The 20,242-nt window shown below is 66.3% G+C and carries 20 protein-coding genes and 1 riboswitch; of the genes, 10 read left to right on the top strand and 10 right to left on the bottom strand.

Annotated elements, in window-relative coordinates; all coding sequences use genetic code 11:
• Window positions 1–22: 22 nt before the first annotated feature.
• Window positions 23–451: a tRNA (adenosine(37)-N6)-threonylcarbamoyltransferase complex ATPase subunit type 1 TsaE gene (tsaE, locus tag DEIPE_RS11705; RefSeq protein WP_015236176.1), complete on the top strand. Its 429-nt coding sequence runs from the start codon at window positions 23–25 to the stop codon at window positions 449–451.
• Here tsaE and DEIPE_RS11700 read toward each other — a convergent pair.
• Window positions 448–1,458, bottom strand: a complete 1,011-nt coding sequence (locus DEIPE_RS11700) for a helix-turn-helix transcriptional regulator (RefSeq protein WP_015236175.1) — start codon at window positions 1,456–1,458, stop codon at window positions 448–450. The genes tsaE and DEIPE_RS11700 overlap by 4 nt on opposite strands.
• Before the next feature lie 86 nt (window positions 1,459–1,544).
• On the opposite strand from DEIPE_RS11700, the gene DEIPE_RS11695 reads away from it, so the two are divergent.
• Window positions 1,545–2,039 (top strand): DinB family protein, encoded by a 495-nt coding sequence (locus DEIPE_RS11695; RefSeq protein ID WP_015236174.1) that lies wholly within the window; start codon window positions 1,545–1,547, stop codon window positions 2,037–2,039.
• Window positions 2,040–2,142: 103 nt separating this feature from the next.
• On the opposite strand, the gene DEIPE_RS11690 is transcribed toward DEIPE_RS11695, so the two are convergent.
• Entirely contained in the window at window positions 2,143–3,543 is a 1,401-nt protein-coding gene (locus tag DEIPE_RS11690) for a hypothetical protein (RefSeq protein ID WP_015236173.1), read from the bottom strand.
• A 271-nt stretch (window positions 3,544–3,814) separates the two neighbouring features.
• Here DEIPE_RS11690 and cdaA point away from each other — a divergent pair, with 271 nt between their 5' ends.
• From cdaA to fmt, 4 genes are all read left to right on the top strand, one after another.
• Window positions 3,815–4,570, top strand: coding sequence for a diadenylate cyclase CdaA (cdaA, locus tag DEIPE_RS11685; protein WP_015236172.1), 756 nt, complete (start codon window positions 3,815–3,817; stop codon window positions 4,568–4,570).
• 37 nt (window positions 4,571–4,607) lie between these two features.
• Window positions 4,608–5,552, top strand: coding sequence for a CdaR family protein (locus DEIPE_RS11680; protein WP_015236171.1), 945 nt, complete (start codon window positions 4,608–4,610; stop codon window positions 5,550–5,552).
• 88 nt (window positions 5,553–5,640) lie between these two features.
• Complete coding sequence (gene def, locus DEIPE_RS11675; protein WP_015236170.1) at window positions 5,641–6,270, top strand: peptide deformylase; 630 nt, start codon at window positions 5,641–5,643, stop codon at window positions 6,268–6,270.
• Window positions 6,271–6,282: 12 nt separating this feature from the next.
• On the top strand, window positions 6,283–7,197 hold the full coding sequence (fmt, locus tag DEIPE_RS11670) for a methionyl-tRNA formyltransferase (protein ID WP_015236169.1): 915 nt from the start codon (window positions 6,283–6,285) through the stop codon (window positions 7,195–7,197).
• Window positions 7,198–7,211: 14 nt separating this feature from the next.
• Here the strand turns inward: fmt and DEIPE_RS11665 are convergent, their stop codons facing one another.
• The 3 genes from DEIPE_RS11665 to DEIPE_RS11655 all read right to left on the bottom strand — a co-directional run bounded on the left by DEIPE_RS11665 (window position 7,212) and on the right by DEIPE_RS11655 (window position 8,890).
• The gene (locus DEIPE_RS11665; protein ID WP_015236168.1) at window positions 7,212–7,646 is read right to left on the bottom strand and encodes a hypothetical protein; all 435 of its coding nucleotides are present in this window, start codon (window positions 7,644–7,646) and stop codon (window positions 7,212–7,214) included.
• Between the two features lie 2 nt (window positions 7,647–7,648).
• On the bottom strand, window positions 7,649–8,530 hold the full coding sequence (gene ygfZ / locus DEIPE_RS11660) for a CAF17-like 4Fe-4S cluster assembly/insertion protein YgfZ (protein WP_015236167.1): 882 nt from the start codon (window positions 8,528–8,530) through the stop codon (window positions 7,649–7,651).
• 75 nt (window positions 8,531–8,605) lie between these two features.
• Window positions 8,606–8,890 (bottom strand): hypothetical protein, encoded by a 285-nt coding sequence (locus tag DEIPE_RS11655; protein WP_169316602.1) that lies wholly within the window; start codon window positions 8,888–8,890, stop codon window positions 8,606–8,608.
• A gap of 18 nt (window positions 8,891–8,908) precedes the next feature.
• On the opposite strand from DEIPE_RS11655, the gene DEIPE_RS11650 reads away from it, so the two are divergent.
• On the top strand, window positions 8,909–9,316 hold the full coding sequence (locus tag DEIPE_RS11650) for a hypothetical protein (RefSeq protein WP_041230862.1): 408 nt from the start codon (window positions 8,909–8,911) through the stop codon (window positions 9,314–9,316).
• 144 nt (window positions 9,317–9,460) lie between these two features.
• Here DEIPE_RS11650 and ribH read toward each other — a convergent pair whose 3' ends face one another.
• Genes ribH through ribD form a run of 4 tightly spaced genes read right to left on the bottom strand, consistent with a single transcriptional unit; the run spans window position 9,461 to window position 12,915 of the window.
• Window positions 9,461–9,925: a 6,7-dimethyl-8-ribityllumazine synthase gene (gene ribH, locus DEIPE_RS11645; RefSeq protein WP_015236165.1), complete on the bottom strand. Its 465-nt coding sequence runs from the start codon at window positions 9,923–9,925 to the stop codon at window positions 9,461–9,463.
• 54 nt (window positions 9,926–9,979) lie between these two features.
• Complete coding sequence (locus DEIPE_RS11640) at window positions 9,980–11,167, bottom strand: bifunctional 3,4-dihydroxy-2-butanone-4-phosphate synthase/GTP cyclohydrolase II (protein WP_015236164.1); 1,188 nt, start codon at window positions 11,165–11,167, stop codon at window positions 9,980–9,982.
• A complete protein-coding gene (locus DEIPE_RS11635; protein WP_015236163.1) occupies window positions 11,164–11,802 on the bottom strand; it encodes a riboflavin synthase in 639 nt (212 codons plus the stop codon). The genes DEIPE_RS11640 and DEIPE_RS11635 overlap by 4 nt, the downstream gene beginning before the upstream one ends.
• Before the next feature lie 36 nt (window positions 11,803–11,838).
• A complete protein-coding gene (ribD, locus tag DEIPE_RS11630) occupies window positions 11,839–12,915 on the bottom strand; it encodes a bifunctional diaminohydroxyphosphoribosylaminopyrimidine deaminase/5-amino-6-(5-phosphoribosylamino)uracil reductase RibD (RefSeq protein WP_015236162.1) in 1,077 nt (358 codons plus the stop codon).
• A 103-nt stretch (window positions 12,916–13,018) separates the two neighbouring features.
• Window positions 13,019–13,210, bottom strand: a riboswitch (FMN riboswitch).
• A 215-nt stretch (window positions 13,211–13,425) separates the two neighbouring features.
• Here ribD and pulA point away from each other — a divergent pair.
• The 3 genes from pulA to DEIPE_RS24990 all read left to right on the top strand — a co-directional run bounded on the left by pulA (window position 13,426) and on the right by DEIPE_RS24990 (window position 19,077).
• On the top strand, window positions 13,426–16,728 hold the full coding sequence (gene pulA / locus DEIPE_RS11625) for a pullulanase-type alpha-1,6-glucosidase (protein WP_015236161.1): 3,303 nt from the start codon (window positions 13,426–13,428) through the stop codon (window positions 16,726–16,728).
• Window positions 16,729–17,247: 519 nt separating this feature from the next.
• Window positions 17,248–18,006, top strand: coding sequence for a hypothetical protein (locus DEIPE_RS24995; RefSeq protein ID WP_041230861.1), 759 nt, complete (start codon window positions 17,248–17,250; stop codon window positions 18,004–18,006).
• Between the two features lie 33 nt (window positions 18,007–18,039).
• On the top strand, window positions 18,040–19,077 hold the full coding sequence (locus DEIPE_RS24990; RefSeq protein ID WP_052326692.1) for a sensor histidine kinase: 1,038 nt from the start codon (window positions 18,040–18,042) through the stop codon (window positions 19,075–19,077).
• Between the two features lie 196 nt (window positions 19,078–19,273).
• On the opposite strand, the gene DEIPE_RS11610 is transcribed toward DEIPE_RS24990, so the two are convergent.
• Window positions 19,274–20,194, bottom strand: coding sequence for an AEC family transporter (locus DEIPE_RS11610; protein WP_015236160.1), 921 nt, complete (start codon window positions 20,192–20,194; stop codon window positions 19,274–19,276).
• Window positions 20,195–20,242: the final 48 nt, after the last annotated feature.

Genomic DNA, 20,242 nt, shown 5'->3' with positions numbered 1-20,242 from the left:
ATTGGCGCGCTAGCATCACGCCATGCACCGTGGAGAAATACGCCTGCTGCCCGACGAACACGCGCAAGAGGCATGCGGAAGGGCGCTCGCGAGCGCCCTTCCGCATGGCACGGTGGTGTTTTTGGAAGGCGAACTGGGCAGCGGCAAGACGACCCTCACTCAAGGGCTGGTGCGCGCGCTGGGTTTCGGGGGCGAGGTCAGCAGCCCCACGTACGCCTTGATGCAGTTGTACCCGACTTATGAGGGGCCGGTCCTGCACGTCGACGCTTACCGGATCAGGCACGCGGCGGAGCTGTACGCGATGGACCTCGAGCGCCTGATCGACGAGAGCCGGCTGTGCGTGATCGAGTGGGGGCAGCTGTTCTACGAGGACTTTCCCGAGGCCTGGCTGCTGCGCCTGGAATACCTGGACGGCGGGCGGGCGGGCCGGCAGATCACCCGGCTGCGTTAGCTCAGGACGTCTGGCAGGCCCCGAGTCCACACCGGCGCCGGACCGGGTTCGGGGCCTTCGCCCGCCGCGCAGCGGGCGGCCCGCGCTGAAAGCCGCGCGAATACGGTGTGCAGCTCCTGGGGAGCGTGGACGGTAAAGTCGCAGCCCAAACCCAGCAGCATCGCGGCGAAGGGCTCCAGATGTTCGCGGGTGCAGCGCAACCGCGTACCATCTCGCTCGCCCTGCAAGGTCACCCTCCAGGGCGCCAGCAGGGACCGTGCCTGCGTGAGTGGCATGTCCAGCCAGACCTCAACGTGATGCGGCGTGTACGCGAAAGGCAAGGTCGCCTGCAGGTAAGCGCGCGCGTCGAAGTCCTCGGGACGTTGAAAGGTGGCGTCCTGCACTTCCAGGTTGGTGACACGGTCCAGGCGGAACGTGCGCAGCGCCTGACGCAACTGGCAGCGCCCCACCAGGAACCAGCGGCCGTCCTGGTGCACCAGACCGTACGGCTGAACCACACGCTGCCCGGCCGTCCCGGCGTGCGCGCGGTACGCGAAGGTCACTTCCCGGCGCGCCCGCACTGCCGTCGCTGCCCGGACCAGCGCTTCCACGGCCACCTCGACCGTCCAGACCGGATCGCTGAGCTGGGTGGCGGCTTCCACGTCACGCACATGCTCACTCACCGCGCGGGGCAGCACCCGCTCCAGCTTCGCGCCCGCGCCCTGTGCGGCGGGCGCGAAGGCGCCCAGGCCCAGATGGCGCAGCGCCCGCAGCCCGAGCGACAGAGCCAGCGCCTCGTCTTCACTGAACATCATGGGAGGCAGACGGAAACCAGGACGCAGGCGGTAGGCACCACCCGTGCCCCGCGTTGATTCTACTGGTATGCCCAGGTCCTGCAGGCGGGCCACATAGCGCTGTACGGTGCGGGAACTCACTTCCAGACGGCGCGCCAGTTCCGGCCCGGTGACGCGCTCGCGGGCCTGCAGCAGCTCCAGTACCGCCAGTACCCGCATCGAGGGGTCGTACATGACACCAGCATGCCACGCCAACACGACAGGTTCTGACGGGAACCCCACTTAAGCTGCCCTTGGCACACCAAGATCCAGGAGGTCTCATGACGAACGCCGTAGAATCCAGCGCACAAACCTTACCGTCATCTACCGAACTGCTGGCCCACTGGGAAGGTCATCGCCGTCTGACCCGGCGCACCATCGAACGCTTTCCCACAGACGCCCTGTTCACTTTTACGCCTGCACCACCGATGCGCCCCTTTGGAACCATGATGCTGGAGGTGCTCGGCATGGTGCAACCCACCCTGCACGGCCTGCTGCATGGCGTCTGGGAACGCTCGCTGCAGGATTTCAGTGCGGTCGAGACCAAAGAGGCGCTGCTGGCCGCCTGGGACGAAACCGGCAGCTGGCTGCAGGCGCAGTGGGCCGTTCTGCCGGCGCAGCGGCTCGCCGACGTCGAGAGCGTGTACGGCATGCCCCGTCAGACCAACGTCCACGTCGTACTGTACCTGCTCGACAACGAAGTGCACCACCGCGCCCAGGGTTTCGTGTACCTGCGCTTGCTGGGCATCGAGCCTCCCGCTTTTTACGAACGCTGAGGAAGCCGCTCACCCTGCGGATGGGGCCACACCCACACTCACGCGCAAGAGCAGAGCGTCGGGTCCGGATCTCCGGACCCGACGCTCTGCCACACCCGACGAATTACGAGCGCAAGCTGGCCGGAAGGCGCGCTTCGGCGTTGAGCCGCACACGCAGGCCCTCGGCATACTCGCCCAGACCGCGCAGCATGTCGTGCACGTCGGCACGCAGGTAGTACTGACCGTTGCCCAGCGGACTGAGCGCCGAGAAGGGTGCGCTGGCCAGGGTCTCCAGCACGCCTTTCAGCTCGGCGATGTTGACGCCACTGCCAAGACGCTCGGCCAGCCGGGCGGTCGTCACGACGCTGTGGGCAGGCTGCTGAGCGAGCGACAGCAACACAAAGGAGAATACCCCGCGCTGCGAAAGCTGGGCACTCACCAGCTCGGCGACACTCGCGGCGCTTTCCAAATCGAAGCTGCCCGCGTTCCAGTAGCCGCGCAACTCGATGGGTGTGAGTTGTGCCAGACGTGCATTTTCCAGAATCGCGCCGAGGGCCTCACGGGTCAGGCGCGGCAGGCCCTGAGGCCGCTCGGCCTCGCCCACGACCACTGTCAGGTAGTCGGCCTCGCTGCGCCACTCCGGGCGCGCGGTCGCGGCGAGATCGAGGGCCACCAGCACGCTGTAGCTCTGCGCGCCCAGTTCGGCTTTCAGGCGCACGACCCCGTCGGTCAGCCGCTCCAGGCGGTAGCCGATCCGTTGCGCGAGTTCCTGCAGCATCTCTTCGGTGCTGGCCTCACCCGAAACGCGAGTCGGGGGTGCGAAGGGCGCCACACTGTCGCTCGGAGCGGCCCGTGGTGCGGCGGGCACGCGGCGGTCCGCGATTGTTGGCGTGGCGCTCACCGGCGTGCCGGAATTTGTTTCCCGCATCGATGACGCAGCCGGGCTGCCGGCCCTTGAGGTTGTCGGCGTGCCAGCAGGCAACCGCGAAGAAGCAGGTTTGGCCGTTTCCGGGACGGCGGGCGCCGCGGGTGCCACTGGCGTCTGCTCAGGTGTCTGCACAGCGCCTCCCTTGTGTCCTGCCTCGCTGTACGCTGCGGGGGCAGTGGCAGGCGCCTCGACGGAGCGGACTCCCGACGCCGGACGACGTTCCAGGCGCACTTCGCGTACATATGGGCTCTCACTGACCACCACGCGCTGCGGCGCGTCGCTGGACCGCCCCCGGGCCAGTGTGGCCTGGCGGTCACTGATGGGCTTGACCACACACTCCACCTGAAAGCGCCCTTCTGCCAGGGGGGTGATCAGCAGCACATCATTGACGCCGAGGTTATGGCGGTGGTAAAGGTCCTGCAGACCGTACACCCGACCAGCCGAACGGTCCACGCGCGCCTGATGCTCAGCACCGCGTTCGTCGAGCAGGCTGACCGGACCGTCGGTGGGGAACACCGAATCAAGATATTTGAGCAGACGCACACTGCCTTCGGACAGGCAGGGGCGGGTGATGATGTAGCGCACGGAACCCTTCATGCGGTGCCTCCCATTCAAGACGCGGCCCCGCCCGTCAGGTGCGGGAACACGATGAGAACTTCTTCAAGCTCGTTTTACAATACCAGTTTTCCCCCGCGTGCTGCACGCGGTTTCCTGAGGGCACCAGGGGAATTCTGTTGGCACCCGAAGCCAGTGCACTCCTTCGTGTATCACCGGATTTCCGCATGCCCTACCGCCTGCCAACCCACCGTATATTGAGAGCATAAACCTGCCGTGCGCAGGCATCATTACGACCAACGCAGGAGGAAGCGTGCTGAATTGGGGGACCGGAGCGCTGGGCGTCAAGGACATCGTAGACATTGCGCTCGTCGCCACCCTGATCTACCAGGGGTACCTGCTGGTGAGCGGAACGCGCGCCGTCAACGTCGTGCGTGGTGTCATGGTCTTCGGCGGCGTGTGGCTCGCATCGAACCTGTTGAGCCTCACCACCCTCAGCTACCTGCTGGGCCGGGCCGGCACCGTCGGGCTCTTCGCGCTGGTCGTGGTGTTTCAGCCCGAACTGCGCGCAGCGCTGGAGCGCATCGGGCGGCCACGCGCGCGCGGCGCGACCGACCTGGGCGCTACCCTGCAGGAACTGGCGCGCGCCGTCGAGCGGATGGCCGAGCGCAAGATCGGCGCGCTGATCGCCATCGAGCGCCGCACGCCGCTGGGCGAGTACGCCGCCACCGGCGTGCCGCTCGACGCACAGCTCAGCACGCCTTTTCTGGAAGCGCTCTTCGCCCGCAACGCGCCCCTGCACGACGGCGGGGTGATCGTGCAGGGCTCACGGGTGATCGCGGCCGCCTGCCTGTTTCCCTTGCAGTCGAGCGACGGCCTGTACCGCCGCTACGGCACGCGCCACCGCGCGGCGCTGGGCCTGAGCGAGGTGTCCGACGCGGTGATCGTGGTGGTCAGCGAAGAGCGCGGTTCAGTGCGAATCGCGCTCTCGGGGCGCCTCTCGCCCGAGTTGTCGAGCGGCGAAATGCGCGAGCGCCTGCGCGAACTGGTCTACGAGGAAAACGCGTGAGCGCGCCCTGGCCCACGCAGGTTTGCAGGAGGTGCGCGTGAAACCCCGGGCGCTCGCGCACCGGGCCTGGCGGCGTACGCTGCACAATCTGCCCCAGAAGTTGCTGGCCGTGCTGGCGGCGCTGGGCCTGTGGTTCGTGGCCACCTCGGACCGCCGCGACACCATCGAGCGCTCGTTTGCCACCCCGCTGCAGATCAACGACGAGACCGCCAACGCCCCACAAGGCGAGCGGCGCTCGGTGACCGGCGTGGCAGCCCGCACGGTGCGCGTCACCATGCGCGGACCGCGCAACCAGTTGCTGAACCTCAGCGGTGAGGACATCGAGGCGTCCATCAGCGTCACCGGGCAGCCGGCCGGAGCCTTTCAGGTGCCGGTGCGAGTCCGCGCCCCGGGGGGCTTTCAGGTGGTGCGTTTCGATCCGGCCTCGGTGAGCGGCTTTATCGATTCGGAAATCACCCGCACCCTGGGCGTGCAGCTGGCCACCACCAACCTGCCCGAGCGTGCGCTGCCCACCTTCGAGCTGACTCCCCGCACCGTGCAGGTCAGCGGCGCGCAGCGGGTCGTGCAGGACGTGGCCAGCGTCGCTACCGTGCCGGTCAGTTTGCCACGCGGCGCCACCGCCGAAGTGCGCCTGATCGCCATCGACGCGACCGGACGCCCGGTCACCGACGTGCGCCTCAGCCCAGCCACCGTGAACGTGGCCCGCACCGACAGCGCCGATCTGCCCATCAAGACCGTCGACGTGGAACTGCCCGAGCCACCCGCCGGTCTGGAAGTGGTTTCCGCCGAACTCAGTCCGCCGCGCGTGCGGATTCTGGGCGACCAGCAGACGCTGGCCAATCTCTCGGCAGTCACCGCACGCGTCAATTACCGCGCAGGGCAGTACAGCGCCCGCGCCAGCCTGAAGTTGCCCGCTGGGGCGCGCAGCCTGGAGACGGTCACGATCACGCTGGACGTGCGGCGCCGCGCCGAAACGCCCTGAGTGGGCAGGAGTGGGCAGGTGCCCGAGAGGAGATCGCCCCGAGACGTTACGATGCCACACGCCACGACTTGATAGAACTAAGGGCATTGTGCCGACCATCTACCCCATTCGGTTGTACGGCGATCCGGTGCTGCGCGGCAAAGCGCGACCGGTGAGCAACCTGGACGCGCCCCTGCGGGTGCCGGGCTTCGCGGCCTCGTCCCTGCGCGAAGTGGCGCGCAACATGCTCGAGACCATGTATGAAGCGCGCGGCGTGGGCCTCGCCGCGCCGCAGGTCGGTCTGCCGGTGCGCATGTTCGTGGCAGCCGAATACGCGGACGACGAGGATGAAAACGAAGGCAAGGAGACCCCACTGCGCTCGCGGGTGCTGCGGGAACTGGTGATCGTGAATCCGGTGCTGGAAGTCATCAACCGGCGCAAGGACACCGATTACCAGGAAGGCTGCCTGTCGATTCCCGGCATCTACGAGGAAGGCGTCGCGCGTGACCGGGCCGTGCGCCTGCGCTACCAGGACCTGAGCGGCGCCGTGCAGGTCATCGAGGCCGAAGACTACCTCGCGCGGGTGTTTCAACATGAGTTCGATCACCTGGAAGGCCGGCTCTTTCTGGACCGCCTGCCCCCGGCTGTGACCGAAACGCACCGCAAGGCGCTGGCCGGTATGCAGCGCGACGCCAAGGCGTACCTGCGCCGTCTCGGGGTGGCGGACCGTGGACTGTAAGGACACGCCGTCATGAGGGTCGCTTTTTTTGCCTCGCCGGCCTTTGCACTGCCCGTGCTCGAAGCCGTCCGTACGCACTTCAAGGTGGTGCTGGTGGTAACGCAACCGGACAAGCCCGTCGGTCGTGGTCTGAAACTGACCGCGCCTCCGGTCGCCGCGCGCGCCCACGAACTGAATCTTCCGCTCGCGCAACCTGCGCGGCTGCGCCGCAACACCGAGTTTGAAGAACAACTGCGCGCTTCGAGCGCGGACGTCGCCGTGACCTGCGCCTACGGCAAGATTCTGCCCGCATCGCTGCTGGCCGTGCCAAAGCACGGTTTTCTCAATACCCACACCAGCCTGCTGCCCAGGCTGCGCGGCGCCGCACCGATCCAGTGGGCCCTGATTCACGGCGAAACGGTCACGGGCACCACCATCATGCAGACCGACGAAGGCATGGACACCGGGCCCGTGCTGTTGCAGGAGCCGCTGCCCATCGCGCCCCACTGGACGAGCGTGGAACTCTCGCACGCCCTCGCGCAGCAGGCCAGCGGCCTGATCGTGCGCGCCCTTCGGGAGATCGAGACGCTCACACCGCAAGCCCAGAACGACGCAGAGGCGACGCACGCTCCCCTGCTGTCCAAGGAGGACGGCGTGGTGCGCTGGCAGGAAAGCGCGGCGGCCGTCTACAACCGCTTCCGGGGAGTGTATGCCTGGCCGGGCACGACCGCCTCGTGGGGTTCCGTGCGCGTAAAGCTCAACGCCCTGCGACCCACCGATGGCCAGGGAGAGGGCGGCGAGGTGATCGGGACGCGCGAAGGGTTGATCGTCGCGTGTGGAGAGGGGGCCGTCGAAGTGCTCGCCCTGCAAAGCGAAAGTAAGAAATCACTGCCGGCCCTGGAATGGTGGCGCGGCGTGGGCGGCAAAATCGGTGAACGCTTCGCTTGAGACAGGGGCCGGCCTCAGGGACGCGACAGCCAAAAACCTACCATGAAGATCAGCAGCGCGAGACTCCACAGCGCCATGACCGCACTTGCCTGACCCAGCAGCGCGCAACCCATCAGAAACGGAACGGCGGGCGCCGCCACGAGCTGAAAACAAGCCCGCACCGCACCCGCCAGCGGCGTCTCTTCCTGGGCTTTTCCGCGCGCGGCCAGCCAGATGGCCAGCAGGGCCAGCAGCGCAGCCAGCACGAGCAGCACGATCACAAAAGCGCCATCCAGACGCAAAGCCCGGCCGAACATCAGGCCCAGCAGCAGGCCTGGCGCTGCCAGCAACCCAAAGGCCGTCAGGTAAGCCTCCCGCAGGGCCGCACGCACCTGAGCAGGATCAGGTGATTTGCCCAGGCTGCGCAGACGCCCGAACAGCCCGGTCCGCCCGGAGTTGGCCGCGTTCACCGTTACCTGCCGGGCTCGAACGACGCCACGACCGGGGCTCTGGCTTCGGTGACACGCGCCGTGACTCCGCCCACCTGTACCTCGCTGCCCAGCTCGACTTCCTTGCGAAGCTTCACCAGCACCCGCTCACCCACCGAGTGTCCGCTCTGTCCGACGACCTTTCCGTTGAAGACGACCTCGGAATACGACGGCAGGTCCTCGCCTTCCAGCGCCGCCAGCCGTGAACGGGTGTTGCCGCGCGCCTCCAGGCGGGCCATGATTTCCTGCCCGACATAACACCCCTTGCGGTACGAGATCGCGTCATCCAGGCCAACCTCCTGCAGCAGGCTGCCCTGCCAGCGGTCCCGCGTCGTGTCGGCCAGACCCGCCAGCACCCGCGCCCGCTCCAGATGTTCGAAAGAACGTTCGACGCCTCCCAGCGCTGCCAGCACCGCGCCCAGCTGCCGGGTCAGCACGTGCAGATCCACGCCCAACTGCCCCGTGCGGTTCACGCGCGCGCCCAGCACGCTGCCACCGGCCAGCTCGAACTGCTGCACGTCCGCCCCCGCACTGTCCCAGTTGGGAAAATCCTGCGACCACACGTGCAGGGTGGTGAGCGTCTCACCGAGGTCCTCGATTTCGACCTGGTCGAAGATGATGTAGCGGCGCAGCCGGGCCTGCAGCGCCACCGCCTCACCCTCGGCAAGGTGCAGGTACACGTCGTCCGGACGCCGGTAGACCCGCGCGAAGAACTCGATCTGACCACGCACGTTGAGAAAGAGGGCCGGCACCATGCCTGGCACGGGCGCGCGTTTGAGGTCGCCCGTCATCTGACCCTGCACGAAGTCCAGTCGGTCGGTACCGGTCAGTTGCAGAGCAGAACTGGGAAGGCGGGTGAAGTTCATGATGTCAAGGTAGCGGACCGGGAAACGGGCGTTTGGTCGCGCGTTACAGGACGGCCGCCCACCTGGCGGGAGATCTTACCGGGGCTCAACCACCCGCTCGATTTCCCGGAGCAGCGTTTTGTACCCTTCGATATCGTGCGGTTTGTCATGATAAGCGGCGGCGCCTGCAGCCAGGGCACGCTGGCGTTCTTTGGGATGTGCGTGACCGCCCCAGACCCAGATCGGGACCGCGTGCAAAGCACACAAGTCACTGACCAGTCCCTCCCAGGACACATCATGAAGGGAAGGGCTCACCAGGACCAGCTGAACGTTGCCTTCCTGCAAGAGACGCCTGACCTCTGCAACGTCAGGGGCAGCCACGATGTCCACACAGGAGCCTTGCAACTCGCAGACTTCCTGCAACAACAAGGTATCGAGCCTTCCCGGATCTGCGCACAGCACCTGTCCGGCAACTCGGAGAGACTGCCCTGGCAGCGCGTGGTTGACCTGCGTCAACACCGGGCGGCCGCCTTGTCCGTCACCGGCGGCCAGAAGGTCGGGCCCGGTGTGGCTGAAGCCTGTACTGCGCTTCCGGCTGAGAAGATGGCCTGTCACCGAACGCCTCGCTCGCTTGAACGCGAGATCCGGGCGATCACCGGTGACACCTGGACGTGCAGAGACGACAACACGAAAATCATTCGACCGTCGATTGCCATGTCCATCAGATGCGCTCCTTTTCTGGGCGGTACGACTGTCCTCAGGTTAAAAAGGCTGCTGTCACCAGCTTCTTACAAGGGGCTCATCTGAAGGTTATGTGAAGTGTTCTTTTGGAGCAGCTGAAGGCAGGCGTCCGCTCACGCTGCCAGTTGCCCGGACCGTGCCAGCAAGCTTGAAGAGCGTCTGTCTCACAGCCGCTGTTGTCGGGCTGGTGCCTGCAGTTTTACCCAGCGATCAGCCAAGTTGCCGCAGCAGGTTGGCCGTCTCGATTACAGCGAGTACGGCCTCGGCCCCTTTGTTCCCTGCCTTGGTGCCGGCCCGCTCGATGGCCTGCTCGATGCTGTCAGTGGTCAGGATGCCGAACGCCACCGGAATCAGGGTGTCCAGCGAGACGCTCGCCAGCCCCGAAGCGGCGTTGCCTGCCACGAAGTCGTAATGGTCGGTGGCGCCCTTGATGACGGCTCCCAGGCAGACCACACCGTCGTAGCGACCGCTCTGCGCCAGTTTCTTGGCCAGCAGTGGCACCTCGAAGGAACCAGGCGCGGTCACCAGGGCCAGGTTTTCCTGGTTTCCACCATGCTGCACAAAGGCAGACACGGCCCCCTCGACAAGACGGTCGACGATGAAGTGATTCCAGCGGGTATTGACGATGGCCAGCTTCAGGTCGGTGGCGAGCAGGGTGGCTTCGATTCGTTGCATGAGTGCTCCTTGAAGGCGGGCCAGACAACACGTCTGGCCCGCACTGAAATGAGGTTACAGCAGGTGGCCGAGTTTCTCGGCTTTGGTGTTCAGGTAACGCTGGTTGTGTTCGTTGTGTCCGGAGTGCAGCGCCACGCGTTCCACGATCTCCAGGCCAAAGCCTCTGAGGGAGTGCAGCTTGCGCGGGTTGTTGGTCAGTACCCGCAGTTGACGCGCACCGAGCTGAGTGAGCATCTGCGCGCCCAGACCGAAATCTCGCGCGTCGGCCGGAAAGCCCAGCTGCAGATTTGCCTCGACCGTATCTGCCCCCGCGTCCTGCAGGGCGTAGGCACGAATCTTGTTGAGCAGGCCGATGCCGCGTCCTTCCTGACGCAGGTAAATCAGGATGCCCCGTCCCTCCTCGGCGATGGCCGCAAGGGCCGCGTCACGCTGCGCGCCGCAGTCGCAGCGCAGGCTGTGCAGACCGTCTCCCGTGAGGCATTCGCTGTGCACCCGCACCAGAATCGGTTCGGGCGTTACCTCTCCTTTCACCAGTGCGACGTGCTCGGCGCCGGTGAGGGTGTCCTCGAATCCCACCAGACGAAAGTGGCCGTAGGCGGTGGGCAGGTCAGCTTCCGCGACTTTCTGGACAAAGCCGTCGAATTGCAGGCGGTAGGCGATCAGGTCGGCAATCGAGCCCACCTTGAGGTCGTGCTTCTCGGCAAAAAGAAGCAGTTCGGGCAGGCGTGACATGGTGCCGTCGTCGCTCATGATCTCGCAGATGACCCCGGCCCCCGCGTGACCAGCAAGGCGCGCGAGGTCGACGGCCGCTTCGGTGTGCCCGGCGCGGCGCAGCACGCCTCCCTTGCGCGCCACCAGCGGAAAGATGTGGCCGGGACGGCGGAAATCCGCAGGCTGCGCCTGCGGATCGATCACGGCCGCGATGGTCGCGGCGCGGTCGAAGGCGCTGATGCCGGTGGTGTTGCTGACATGGTCGACGCTGACCGTGAAGGCCGTGCCGTTGGGGTCGCTGTTGACGTTCACCATGGGCGTCAATCCGAGCGTCCGGGCACGCTCCTCGGAAAGCGCGAGGCAGATCAGCCCGCGGCCCTCGCGCGCCATGAAGTTGACCCAGTGCGGGGTGGCGTGCGCGGCGCTGATCACCAGGTCGCCCTCGTTCTCGCGCGACTCGTCGTCGACCAGAATGACCGGACGGCCCGCGCGCAGCTCGGCGAGCAGCTCCTGAACCGAAGCGAAGCTCACGCGCCCACCTCCTGCAGTTCACGCACCGCCAGCAGGCGTTCGACGTATTTGGCCAGCTGATCGGCTTCGAGGTTCACGCTGTCTCCTGCCTTCCAGTGCTGCAAACTGGTGACCTGCAGGGTGTGCGGCACCAGCCAGAGGGTGAATTCGTGAGGCGCAAGGTCGGGGCGAGACCCCGCCGGGCCGCCCACGTCCACCAGGGTAAGGCTCACGCCGTCCACCGTGATCGAGCCCTTGGGAACCAGGTACCCGGCGAGCGAACGCGGAGCGCGCACCCGGATGACGTAGGCGCCACCCTGAGCGTCGATGGAGACGATCTCGCCGGTGCCGTCCACGTGCCCGCTGACGAGGTGCCCGCCCACGCGGGCGCCCAGGCGCATGGCGCGCTCCAGGTTGACCAGGGCGCCCACCGTATAGCACGGCGCGGTCTTGGCGACGGTTTCGCGCGACAGTTCCACCGTGAAGTCCTGCGCGGTCCATTCGGTGACGGTGAGGCAGGCGCCGTTTACGGCAACGCTCTCGCCGAGCTCCACGTCCGTCCACATCTGTTGGGGGGCGACGGTCAGGCGGAGGTTTCCGCCGTCCTCTATAGCGCGCGAAACGCGGCCGGTCTGTTCGATGATGCCTGTGAACATGCTGCTCCTTGAACTGCCACAGCGGGCAGCAAACACTCAGATGGTCTGGATTTCTTCGGGGGTGAGGGTGGATACGGTCGGCAGGGGATGCAGAAAACCGCGGATCAACACGTCATGACCGACCGTTTCCGTGCGGACGCCCTGCAGCTCGCGGGCCTGCGCCATGAAGTCATGCAGCGGCCCCCCGAGCGGACTTTGTCCGGCGCCCAGCAGCTTCGGCGCGACGAACACCCGCACCTCGTCGACCAGATCGGCTTCCAGGAATGCGCCTGCCAGAACCGGCCCACCCTCCAGCAGCACGCTGGCAATGTCGAGTTCGCCCAGGGCGCGCAGGGCGCCCGGCAAATCCTCATGGGCGATCACGGTGGTGCCGTAAGCCTCGAACGGCCGCGGGTCGGTCTGCGCCGAGGTCACCAGGACGCTGCCCGGCCCCAGGGTGCGCGCGGCGGCGGGCACGCGGCCGCGCCGGTCGAACACCACACGGCGCGCGTCGCGCCCGCCGGGCACACCACGCGTGGTGAGCTGCGGGTCATCAGTCAGCACCGTCTGGGCGCCCACCGCAACGGCGTCGAGCTCGTCACGCCAGCGGTGCACCAGCGTGCGCGCCTCCTCCGAGGAGACCCAGCGGCTGTCGCCGCTGCGGGTGGCGATGGTGCCGTCGAGGGTCATGGCGTACTTGAGCACTGTCCAGGGCCGCGCGCGCGTGATCAGGCTGCGAAACCCGGCCTGCTGGCGTGCGGCCTCGTCCTGCAGCACGCCCACCGAGACCTCGATGTCCGCCTCGCGCAATTTCCGCACGCCCCGACCCGCCACCCGCGGATTGGGGTCGAGCGCCGCCACGACCACGCGGCGCACGCCCGCAGCGATCAGGGCGTCCGCACAGGGCGGGGTGCGTCCGAAGTGGCTGCAGGGTTCGAGCGTGACGTAGGCTGTCGCGCCGCGCGCGCGCTCGGCCGCCTCACGCAGCGCGAAGACTTCCGCGTGCGGCTCGCCGGCCTTAGGGTGAAACCCGCGCCCGACGATCTCACCTTCCCGCACGACCACGCAGCCGACGCTGGGATTGGGCGAAGTGCGTCCCAGTCCGCGCGCGGCCTGACCCAATGCCGCGCGCATAAATTCCTCGTCGTGAGGATGGCCGGGAATGTCGGGGGGACCCTGTCCTTGGTGTTCTCTGGTTCTATACACGCTCGACGTCAACCCGCCGGGTGCGGGTTGACTCCTCCTTCTCTCATCCGGACTAAGAGGCAGCGTCTGTCTGAACGCGGCTTCGTCACCGTCGGCCCCGGAGTTGCACCGGGTCGGGCCTCGCCGTCTTGCAATCTGGCTTGGCTTCGCGGGCTGACAGACCAATTCTTCTCTCGGCCTGATCACCGCCGGTGGGGAATTTCACCCCGCCCCGAAGGATGGCTTGCGCCACGTTTACTGTAGCGTGCCCGGTGGGGCGGACATGTTGCCCAACTCACGCTATGGAATCAATAGCGTCACTCATCGGGGTACTCCCCGAATGCAGGGCTCGCCGTGATGACAAAAAGGTGAAGCTTCGGAAACCGGTCCCCGTGGTGCGCTCGCCAAAAACGGAAGCGATTCCGTAAGATGGTGCGAACTGCCCGACAAGGAGACCCAATGCACAAACTGGCCATGCTCATGACGCTCGCGCTCGCCGCGACGGCTGCCGCCCAACCGCCCATTTTAAGCGGCAGCGCGCGCATTCACTATCTGCGCGAGGACCACGATTATCAGGACTGGGGCCTGCACGTCTGGGAAGACACCACCGAGGTGGTCGAGTGGACCAGGCCGCTGGCCCAGAGCGGCAAAAGTGCAAGCGGTGTGTACTGGGACGTCAAGCTCAAGCCGGACGCGAAGAAGCTGGGCCTGATCATTCACAAGGGCGACACCAAGGATCCTGGCGAGGACATGTTTGCCAACGTCGCCGAGGCAAAAGAATTCTGGATCGTCAGCGGCAAGAACGAGCTGCTGACCAAAAACCCCGTGCAGGCCGCTCCCGCCGTCCCGGCAAACACCGTGCGCGTCAACTACTTCCGGCCCGACAGGAACTACCAGGACTGGGGCCTGCACATCTGGGGAGACACCACCATTCAGGGCGTGGAGTGGACCAAACCCTTTGCGCAGACTGGTGTGAACGACTTTGGGGCCTACTGGGACGTGCCGGTCAAGGCTGACTGGCAGAAGCTGAATTTCATCGTGCACAAGGGTGACGAAAAAGATCCCGGTCCCGACCAGAGCGTGTCGCGCGAGCAGGGCAATCAGGTGTGGATCGTGTCCGGACAGAATCAGGTGTTCACCCAGAAACCCGACGTCACCGTGCGCCAGATCGGCGACCTGACCAAGGCGCAGGCGCACTGGCTCAACCGCAACACGCTGGCCGTCAAACCCCGGCTGACCGAAAACGGCGCGCTCGTCAACCTGCACTACAGCCCGGCAGGAGAACTCAAGCTGGGCGCACGGGGCATCGAGGGCGGCGACAGCATTCCGCTGATTCCACTGGACGGCGGCATGAGCGCCGCACTCAAAGCCAAATACCCGCACCTCGCGTCTTACGCCCTGGTGCAGATTCGCCCGGAGGAAGCGGCGCGCATTCCCGAAATCCTGCGCGGCCAGTTCGCGGTGTCCTCGGTGGGCCTCGACGACAAGGTGGTCGAGGCGACGGGCGTGCAAGTCAGCGGCGCGCTTGACGACCTCTATGCCTACCAGGGTCCCCTGGGCGTGGAGTGGAAGGGCAGTGCCCCCACGCTGCGCTTGTGGGCGCCCACCGCACAGAGCGTGAAACTGCACCTTTTTGAGGCCCCCTCCGGTGGTCAGGCGCGCGTGCTCGACATGACCCGCAGTGCGCAGGGCGTCTGGAGCGTGGCGGGAGACCCGAGCTGGAAAAACCGCTCTTACCTCTACGAGGTCACGGTGTACTCCCCCTTTTCCCAGAAGGTCGAGAAGAATTTCGTGACCGACCCCTACTCGCTGGGCCTGAGCCTCAACAGTACCCGCAGCCGCCTGGTCAACCTCGCCGACGCCGCGCACAAACCGCAGGGCTGGGACGCCCTGAAAAAACCCGAGCTGCGCAGCGTGAGCGACCTGTCGTTCTACGAACTGCACCTGCGCGACTTCAGCGTGCGTGACGCCAGCGTTCCCGCGGCGCAGCGCGGCACCTACCTCGCCTTCACGCAGGCGGACAGCGACGGCATGAAGCATTTGCGCTCATTGGCGGCGGCAGGCCTGAAGGCCGTGCACCTGCTGCCGACCTTTGACATCGCGACCATCAACGAGGACAGGAAAAGCTGGAAGTCGCCGGGCGACCTGTCCAAGATGCCCCCGAACGGCGAGGGTCAGCAGGCAGCCGTGAACGCCATCCGCGATCAGGACCCCTTCAACTGGGGATATGACCCCTTTCACTACACCGTGCCCGAAGGCAGCTACGCCGTGAACGAGGCCGAGCGCACCCTGGAGTACCGCCGCATGGTGCAGGCCCTGAACGGCGCGGGCCTGCGGGTGGTGCAGGACGTGGTGTACAACCACACCAATGCGAGCGGTCAGGGCGAGAAGAGCGTGCTCGACAAGATCGTGCCCGGCTACTACCACCGCCTGAACCTCGACGGCGCCGTCGAGACCAGCACCTGCTGCGCCAACACCGCGAGCGAGCACAAGATGATGGAAAAGCTGATGATCGACTCGCTGCTGGTCTGGGCGCGTGACTACAAGATCGACGGCTTCCGCTTCGATCTGATGGGTCATCATATGCTCGTGAACATGCAGAACGTCCGCAAAGCCCTGGACAGCCTGACCTTGCAGAAAGACGGCGTGGACGGCAAGAAGATCTACCTGTACGGCGAAGGCTGGAACTTCGGAGAAGTCGAGGGGGGCAAGCGCGGCGTGAACGCCTCGCAGCTCAATTTGTACGGACAGGGCATCGGAAGCTTCAACGACCGCGTGCGTGACGCCATCCGGGGCGGCAATCCTTTCGGCGGTCTGCAGGACCAGGGATTTGCCACCGGCCTCTTTACGCTGCCCAACGGCAAGACGCAGAACACCGACAAGGCCAAGTTGCTGCGCCTCAGCGACCAGATCAAGGTTGCCCTCAGCGGCAACCTGCGCGATTACCGCTTCGTGAACGCCGAAGGCAGAACGGTCAGCGGCAAGGACGTCGATTACAACGGCGCGCCTGCAGGCTACGCCGCCAGCCCGCGCGAAACCATCAACTACGCCAGCGCGCACGACAACCAGACGCTCTTTGACGCGGTGCTGCTCAAGGCGCCCCCGAGCGCTTCAGGCGCGCAGCGCGTGCGCATGCACAACCTCGCCACCAGCCTCGTGGCGCTCGGGCAGGGCCTGCCCTTCTTCCACGCCGGCGACGAACTGCTGCGAAGCAAGAGCTTTGACAACGACAGCTACAACAGTGGCGACCACTTCAACGCCATTTCCTGGACGGGCACCGATAACGGCTTCGGGCGCGGCCTGCCCATTGCGGAGAAGAACAGGGACAACTGGCCGCTCTACCGTACGCTGCTCGGCAACGCCGCCCTGAAGGTCAGCGCCGCCGAGCGCGCGCGCGCCGCGGACCATCTGCGCGAGCTGCTCGCGGTGCGGGGCAGCTCCCCGCTCTTCCGCCTGTCAAGCGCGCAGGAAGTGCAGCAGAGCCTCAGCTTCCTGAACGGCGGCCCCGGCCAGACGCCGGGCGTGATCGTGATGAAACTCAGTGCAAAAGGCGCGCCGGGGGGCGCCTACAAGGACATCGTGGTGGTCTTCAACGCCAGCGCGAAGACCGTGAACGTCACGGACCCCAGCCTGAAAGGTCTGCAGCTCAACTTGCACCCGGTTCTCGCCCGGTCCAGCGACGCGGTGGTGAAGCAGAGCCAGGCGCGAAGCGGCGCGCTCAGCGTACCGGCATTCACGACCGCGGTGTTCGTCGGGAAGTAAACCGGGGAACAAGCCACGGTCACCCCCAGGAATCACCCGAAAGCAGAGAAGCAGGGCGCCTCCGGCGCCCTGCTTCATCTGTGAAAGTTCGGGAGCTCACGCGACCCCCTGGCACCCGATATTCTTGGCGCAGGCCATGACCTTCCCTAAGCATCCGGAGCACCTTCCGTTCCCCAGTGCTCCCTACCTCCTCTTCGGAGAGGGCACGGAGATGGGCTCGCTGATGCGCAACTTTGACTGGGAGCGCACGCCTCTCGGCTCTCCCGAGACCTGGTCCGCCGCGCTGCGCACCTATGTGCACCTGATGCTGGTGTCGAAGCAACCCATGTACCTCGGCTGGACGCACGACCTGATCGCGCTGTACAACGACGCCTACCGGCCCATCCTCGGCGCGGACAAGCATCCCTGGGCTTTGGGGCCCGCACCGCCGATATCTTCGGACGGGACGGCTACCCGGGCCTCAAACCCATTTTCGACGCCATACTCGAACGGGGCGAAAGCGCGTCCTTCGAGGCCCTCATGGTGCCCCTGGTCCGCCACGGCTACATGGAGGAATGCTACTTCGACGTCAGCTACACGCCGGTCTACGTCGGGCGCCAAGTCGAGGGTATCTTCGCTTCCGTCAACGAGATTACCGACCGGGTGCTGGCCACGCGCCGCATGCAGACTCTTGCGGCCCTCACCACCAGCCTGATCGGCGTCGGCGATCTTGAGCACGTGGCCCGGACCGCGCTGGACGTGGCCGCGCAGAACCCGCTGGACTTGCCTTTCGCACTGCTGTACCTGCCAGACGTCCAGGGTGAATTCCAGCTGGCAAAGTCGGTAGGACTCAGCGAGACCCAGCTGAGGTCGTGGCAGCGTGCTCCTGCCCACTGGAGCGAGCGGTCCCTGGCCGGGGCCCTGGCCATCACCCCGCTCGCCGCAGGTCCCTGGCCGGAACCTGTCCGTGAGGTGGCGCTGTCATCATTGATGACGCTGGAGACAGCCACACCGCTGGGCCTGCTGGTGACCGGCATCAACGCCCGCAAACACCTTGATGAAAGCTACCGTGACTTCCTGCGCCTGTTCAGCGCCCAGGTGGCCTCGGCCTTGCACTCCGCCCGACTGTCAGAGGTGTTGCGCCTGCGTCACGCCGAACTCGAAGCGCGCACGCGTGCGCTCGAAGCGTTCGAAGTCTGGACGCGTGACCTCGGCATCGACACGGACCCCTTCGAGCTGATCGGACAGGCCCAGGCGCTGCTCAGCAGCCTGCTGCCGGTGGACGTGGTGGTGTACTAGGAGCGGAGCGGCGAACGCTGGTACGTGAAACGCATGCTCGGTGAATATGGCAATGACCAGCTGAGACGCGCCCACGAGAAAGGACTGCTGCACGCCTCCACCGGCAATCTGCGCACTGCTTACGAGACGGGCAGAACGTACTTCCAGGACGTCTACAACACACAGTCAGATCAGCTCGAAGAGCACATGAGCCACGTCACCGCGACGGCGATGGTGCCCCTCAACACGTCACGGGGCATGCGGGGCATTGTGGGCCTGGCAAAGTTCGGACGGTCAGGCTGGCCGGCAACGGAGCGCACGATCATCGAGACGGTCGGGCGGAGCCTGGCGCTGGCACTCGACCGGGCCGAGAAGGTGGCGGAGCTCGCGCAGGAACGCGCTTCACTGATGGTCGCCAACGACGAACTGGAATCCTTTGCGTACTCGGTCTCGCATGACCTGCGCACGCCCGTACGACACATCACCGGCTTCAGCAACCTGCTGCGGGGAAGCCTCGAGGGGAAGCTGGACGCCAAAGCTTCGCGCTACCTCGACGTGGTGGACCAGGCGGCAGGACGCATGAACAGCCTGATCGACGCGATGCTGGAGTTGTCACGCACCTCGCGCCAACCCCTGCGCCTGGGATGGGTGGACCTCGGGGCGCTCGTGGCGTCGGTGCGCATGGAGCTGGAAATGGGCGACCAGGAGCGGCAGACGATCTGGCAGACCGGGAACTTGCCGCTCGTATCGGGAGACCAGGACCTGTTGCGCCAGGTCCTGCTGAACCTGCTGTCCAACGCGCTGAAGTACGCACGCGATCGAAACCCGGCGGTCATCGAGGTCTGGGCGCAGGAACATCCGGAGGAGTGGGCAGTGTTCGTTCGGGACAACGGCGTAGGCTTCGACCCGCGCTATCAGGGCAAGCTGTTCGGGGTCTTCCAGCGGTTGCACCGTGCCGAGGAATTCGAGGGCACCGGCGTGGGCCTCTCGACGGTCCGGAGAATCGTGTTGCGCCACGGCGGACGCGTGAGTGCGACCGGCGTGCCCGGCAGCGGGGCCACGTTCGGCTTCACGCTGCCCAGAAAAGTCTGATACCCGAGCCGGATCACGGCGTACCGTCCGCAGCGAAGCGCGGGCGCTGAGCGGCAACGTGGAAAGCGACATGACGCGAATCCGCGCCCCCACGTGGGTGTGACCGGACGGCGGCCTGCGTTTGGCGACATGATCCGGCTCGAACTGACAGTCCAACCGGCGACCGGCCGTAAACCCGCACGAGGCTGCCTGACCCTCAGTACAGGGCCAGCACCGCGGTCAGGGTCAAGAGACTCGCCAGCGTCGAGAACAGCACGCAGGCCGTCACGAACTGCGGAAGCAGCTCGTATTCGATGGCGATGATCGAAGCCAGCACCGCCGCGGGCATCGCGCTCTGCAGCACGCCGACCGAGCGTTCCAGTCCGGTCACGCCAAACGGAGCGGCCAGCAGCAGCGCCAGCAGCGGCCCGGCGAGCAGCCGCACACCGCTCGCGTACACCACGTCGAGGGTCAGGCGCGGCCAGGCGCTGCTGGCCAACTGCACACCCAAAGCCAGCAGCATGATGGGAATCATCGCGCTGCCCAGCAGGCCTACGGCGCGCTGGGCGGCCAGCGGCACCTCCAGGTTCAGGGCGTTGACCAGCACCGCCGGGGGAATCGCCAGCAACGCGGGAGTCTTGACGACCGCCATCACGGCACGGCGCACGGCCAGCGGCCCCGACACGCCTCGGGGCGCCGACGCTACCGCGACGCCCACCACGAACGACACCGTGAGGATGGCCAGGAAGTACACCGTGCCCGCTCCCTGCGCCCCCGGCCCCAGATCGAACTGCACGATCGGCAGCCCAAAATTGCCGACGTTGCCGAACACCGCGACCAGCGCGTAGGCTGCAGCGACGTTGGGCGGACGGCGCAGCAGCCTTGCCAGTCCGTACCCGAGAATCGCGCACAACAGGTGCACCACCGCCGCGTGCAGTCCCATGCGGGTTACCTGTGCGAGGGGCAGCTCTGCGCGGGCCAGCACGTCGAACACGTAAGCGGGAATCAGCAGGTAGTAAGCGACGCGCGAGAGGGTCCGGGCGTCGAGCCCCAGGCGTGGTCCGGCCAGCACGCCCATTAGGACCAGCACGAACACCGGCACCACGGTATTGAGAAAAATCGACCCGAGCAGGGGCATCGACGGTCAGCTTAGCGCTCACGGTGCGCGGCGGCAGGTGGGACAAGA

The organism is Deinococcus peraridilitoris DSM 19664 (assembly GCF_000317835.1).
GTDB classification, from domain to species: Bacteria; Deinococcota; Deinococci; order Deinococcales; family Deinococcaceae; genus Deinococcus_A; species Deinococcus_A peraridilitoris.
The sequence above is the reverse complement of the archived record's forward strand: the minus strand, read 5'-3'. Positions and strand labels throughout refer to the sequence as shown.

Excerpts from the sequence above, each read along its gene's own strand:
- tsaE (WP_015236176.1), top strand. The coding sequence starts at position 23 with ATGCACCGTGGAGAAATACGCCTGCTGCCCGACGAACACGCGCAAGAG.
- DEIPE_RS11700 (WP_015236175.1), bottom strand. The coding sequence starts at position 1,458 with ATGTACGACCCCTCGATGCGGGTACTGGCGGTACTGGAGCTGCTGCAG.
- DEIPE_RS11695 (WP_015236174.1), top strand. The coding sequence starts at position 1,545 with ATGACGAACGCCGTAGAATCCAGCGCACAAACCTTACCGTCATCTACC.
- DEIPE_RS11690 (WP_015236173.1), bottom strand. The coding sequence starts at position 3,543 with ATGAAGGGTTCCGTGCGCTACATCATCACCCGCCCCTGCCTGTCCGAA.
- fmt (WP_015236169.1), top strand. The coding sequence starts at position 6,283 with ATGAGGGTCGCTTTTTTTGCCTCGCCGGCCTTTGCACTGCCCGTGCTC.
- ygfZ (WP_015236167.1), bottom strand. The coding sequence starts at position 8,530 with ATGAACTTCACCCGCCTTCCCAGTTCTGCTCTGCAACTGACCGGTACC.
- ribH (WP_015236165.1), bottom strand. The coding sequence starts at position 9,925 with ATGCAACGAATCGAAGCCACCCTGCTCGCCACCGACCTGAAGCTGGCC.
- DEIPE_RS11635 (WP_015236163.1), bottom strand. The coding sequence starts at position 11,802 with ATGTTCACAGGCATCATCGAACAGACCGGCCGCGTTTCGCGCGCTATA.
- ribD (WP_015236162.1), bottom strand. The coding sequence starts at position 12,915 with ATGCGCGCGGCATTGGGTCAGGCCGCGCGCGGACTGGGACGCACTTCG.
- pulA (WP_015236161.1), top strand. The coding sequence starts at position 13,426 with ATGCACAAACTGGCCATGCTCATGACGCTCGCGCTCGCCGCGACGGCT.
- DEIPE_RS24995 (WP_041230861.1), top strand. The coding sequence starts at position 17,248 with ATGGTGCCCCTGGTCCGCCACGGCTACATGGAGGAATGCTACTTCGAC.
- DEIPE_RS24990 (WP_052326692.1), top strand. The coding sequence starts at position 18,040 with ATGCTCGGTGAATATGGCAATGACCAGCTGAGACGCGCCCACGAGAAA.
- DEIPE_RS11610 (WP_015236160.1), bottom strand. The coding sequence starts at position 20,194 with ATGCCCCTGCTCGGGTCGATTTTTCTCAATACCGTGGTGCCGGTGTTC.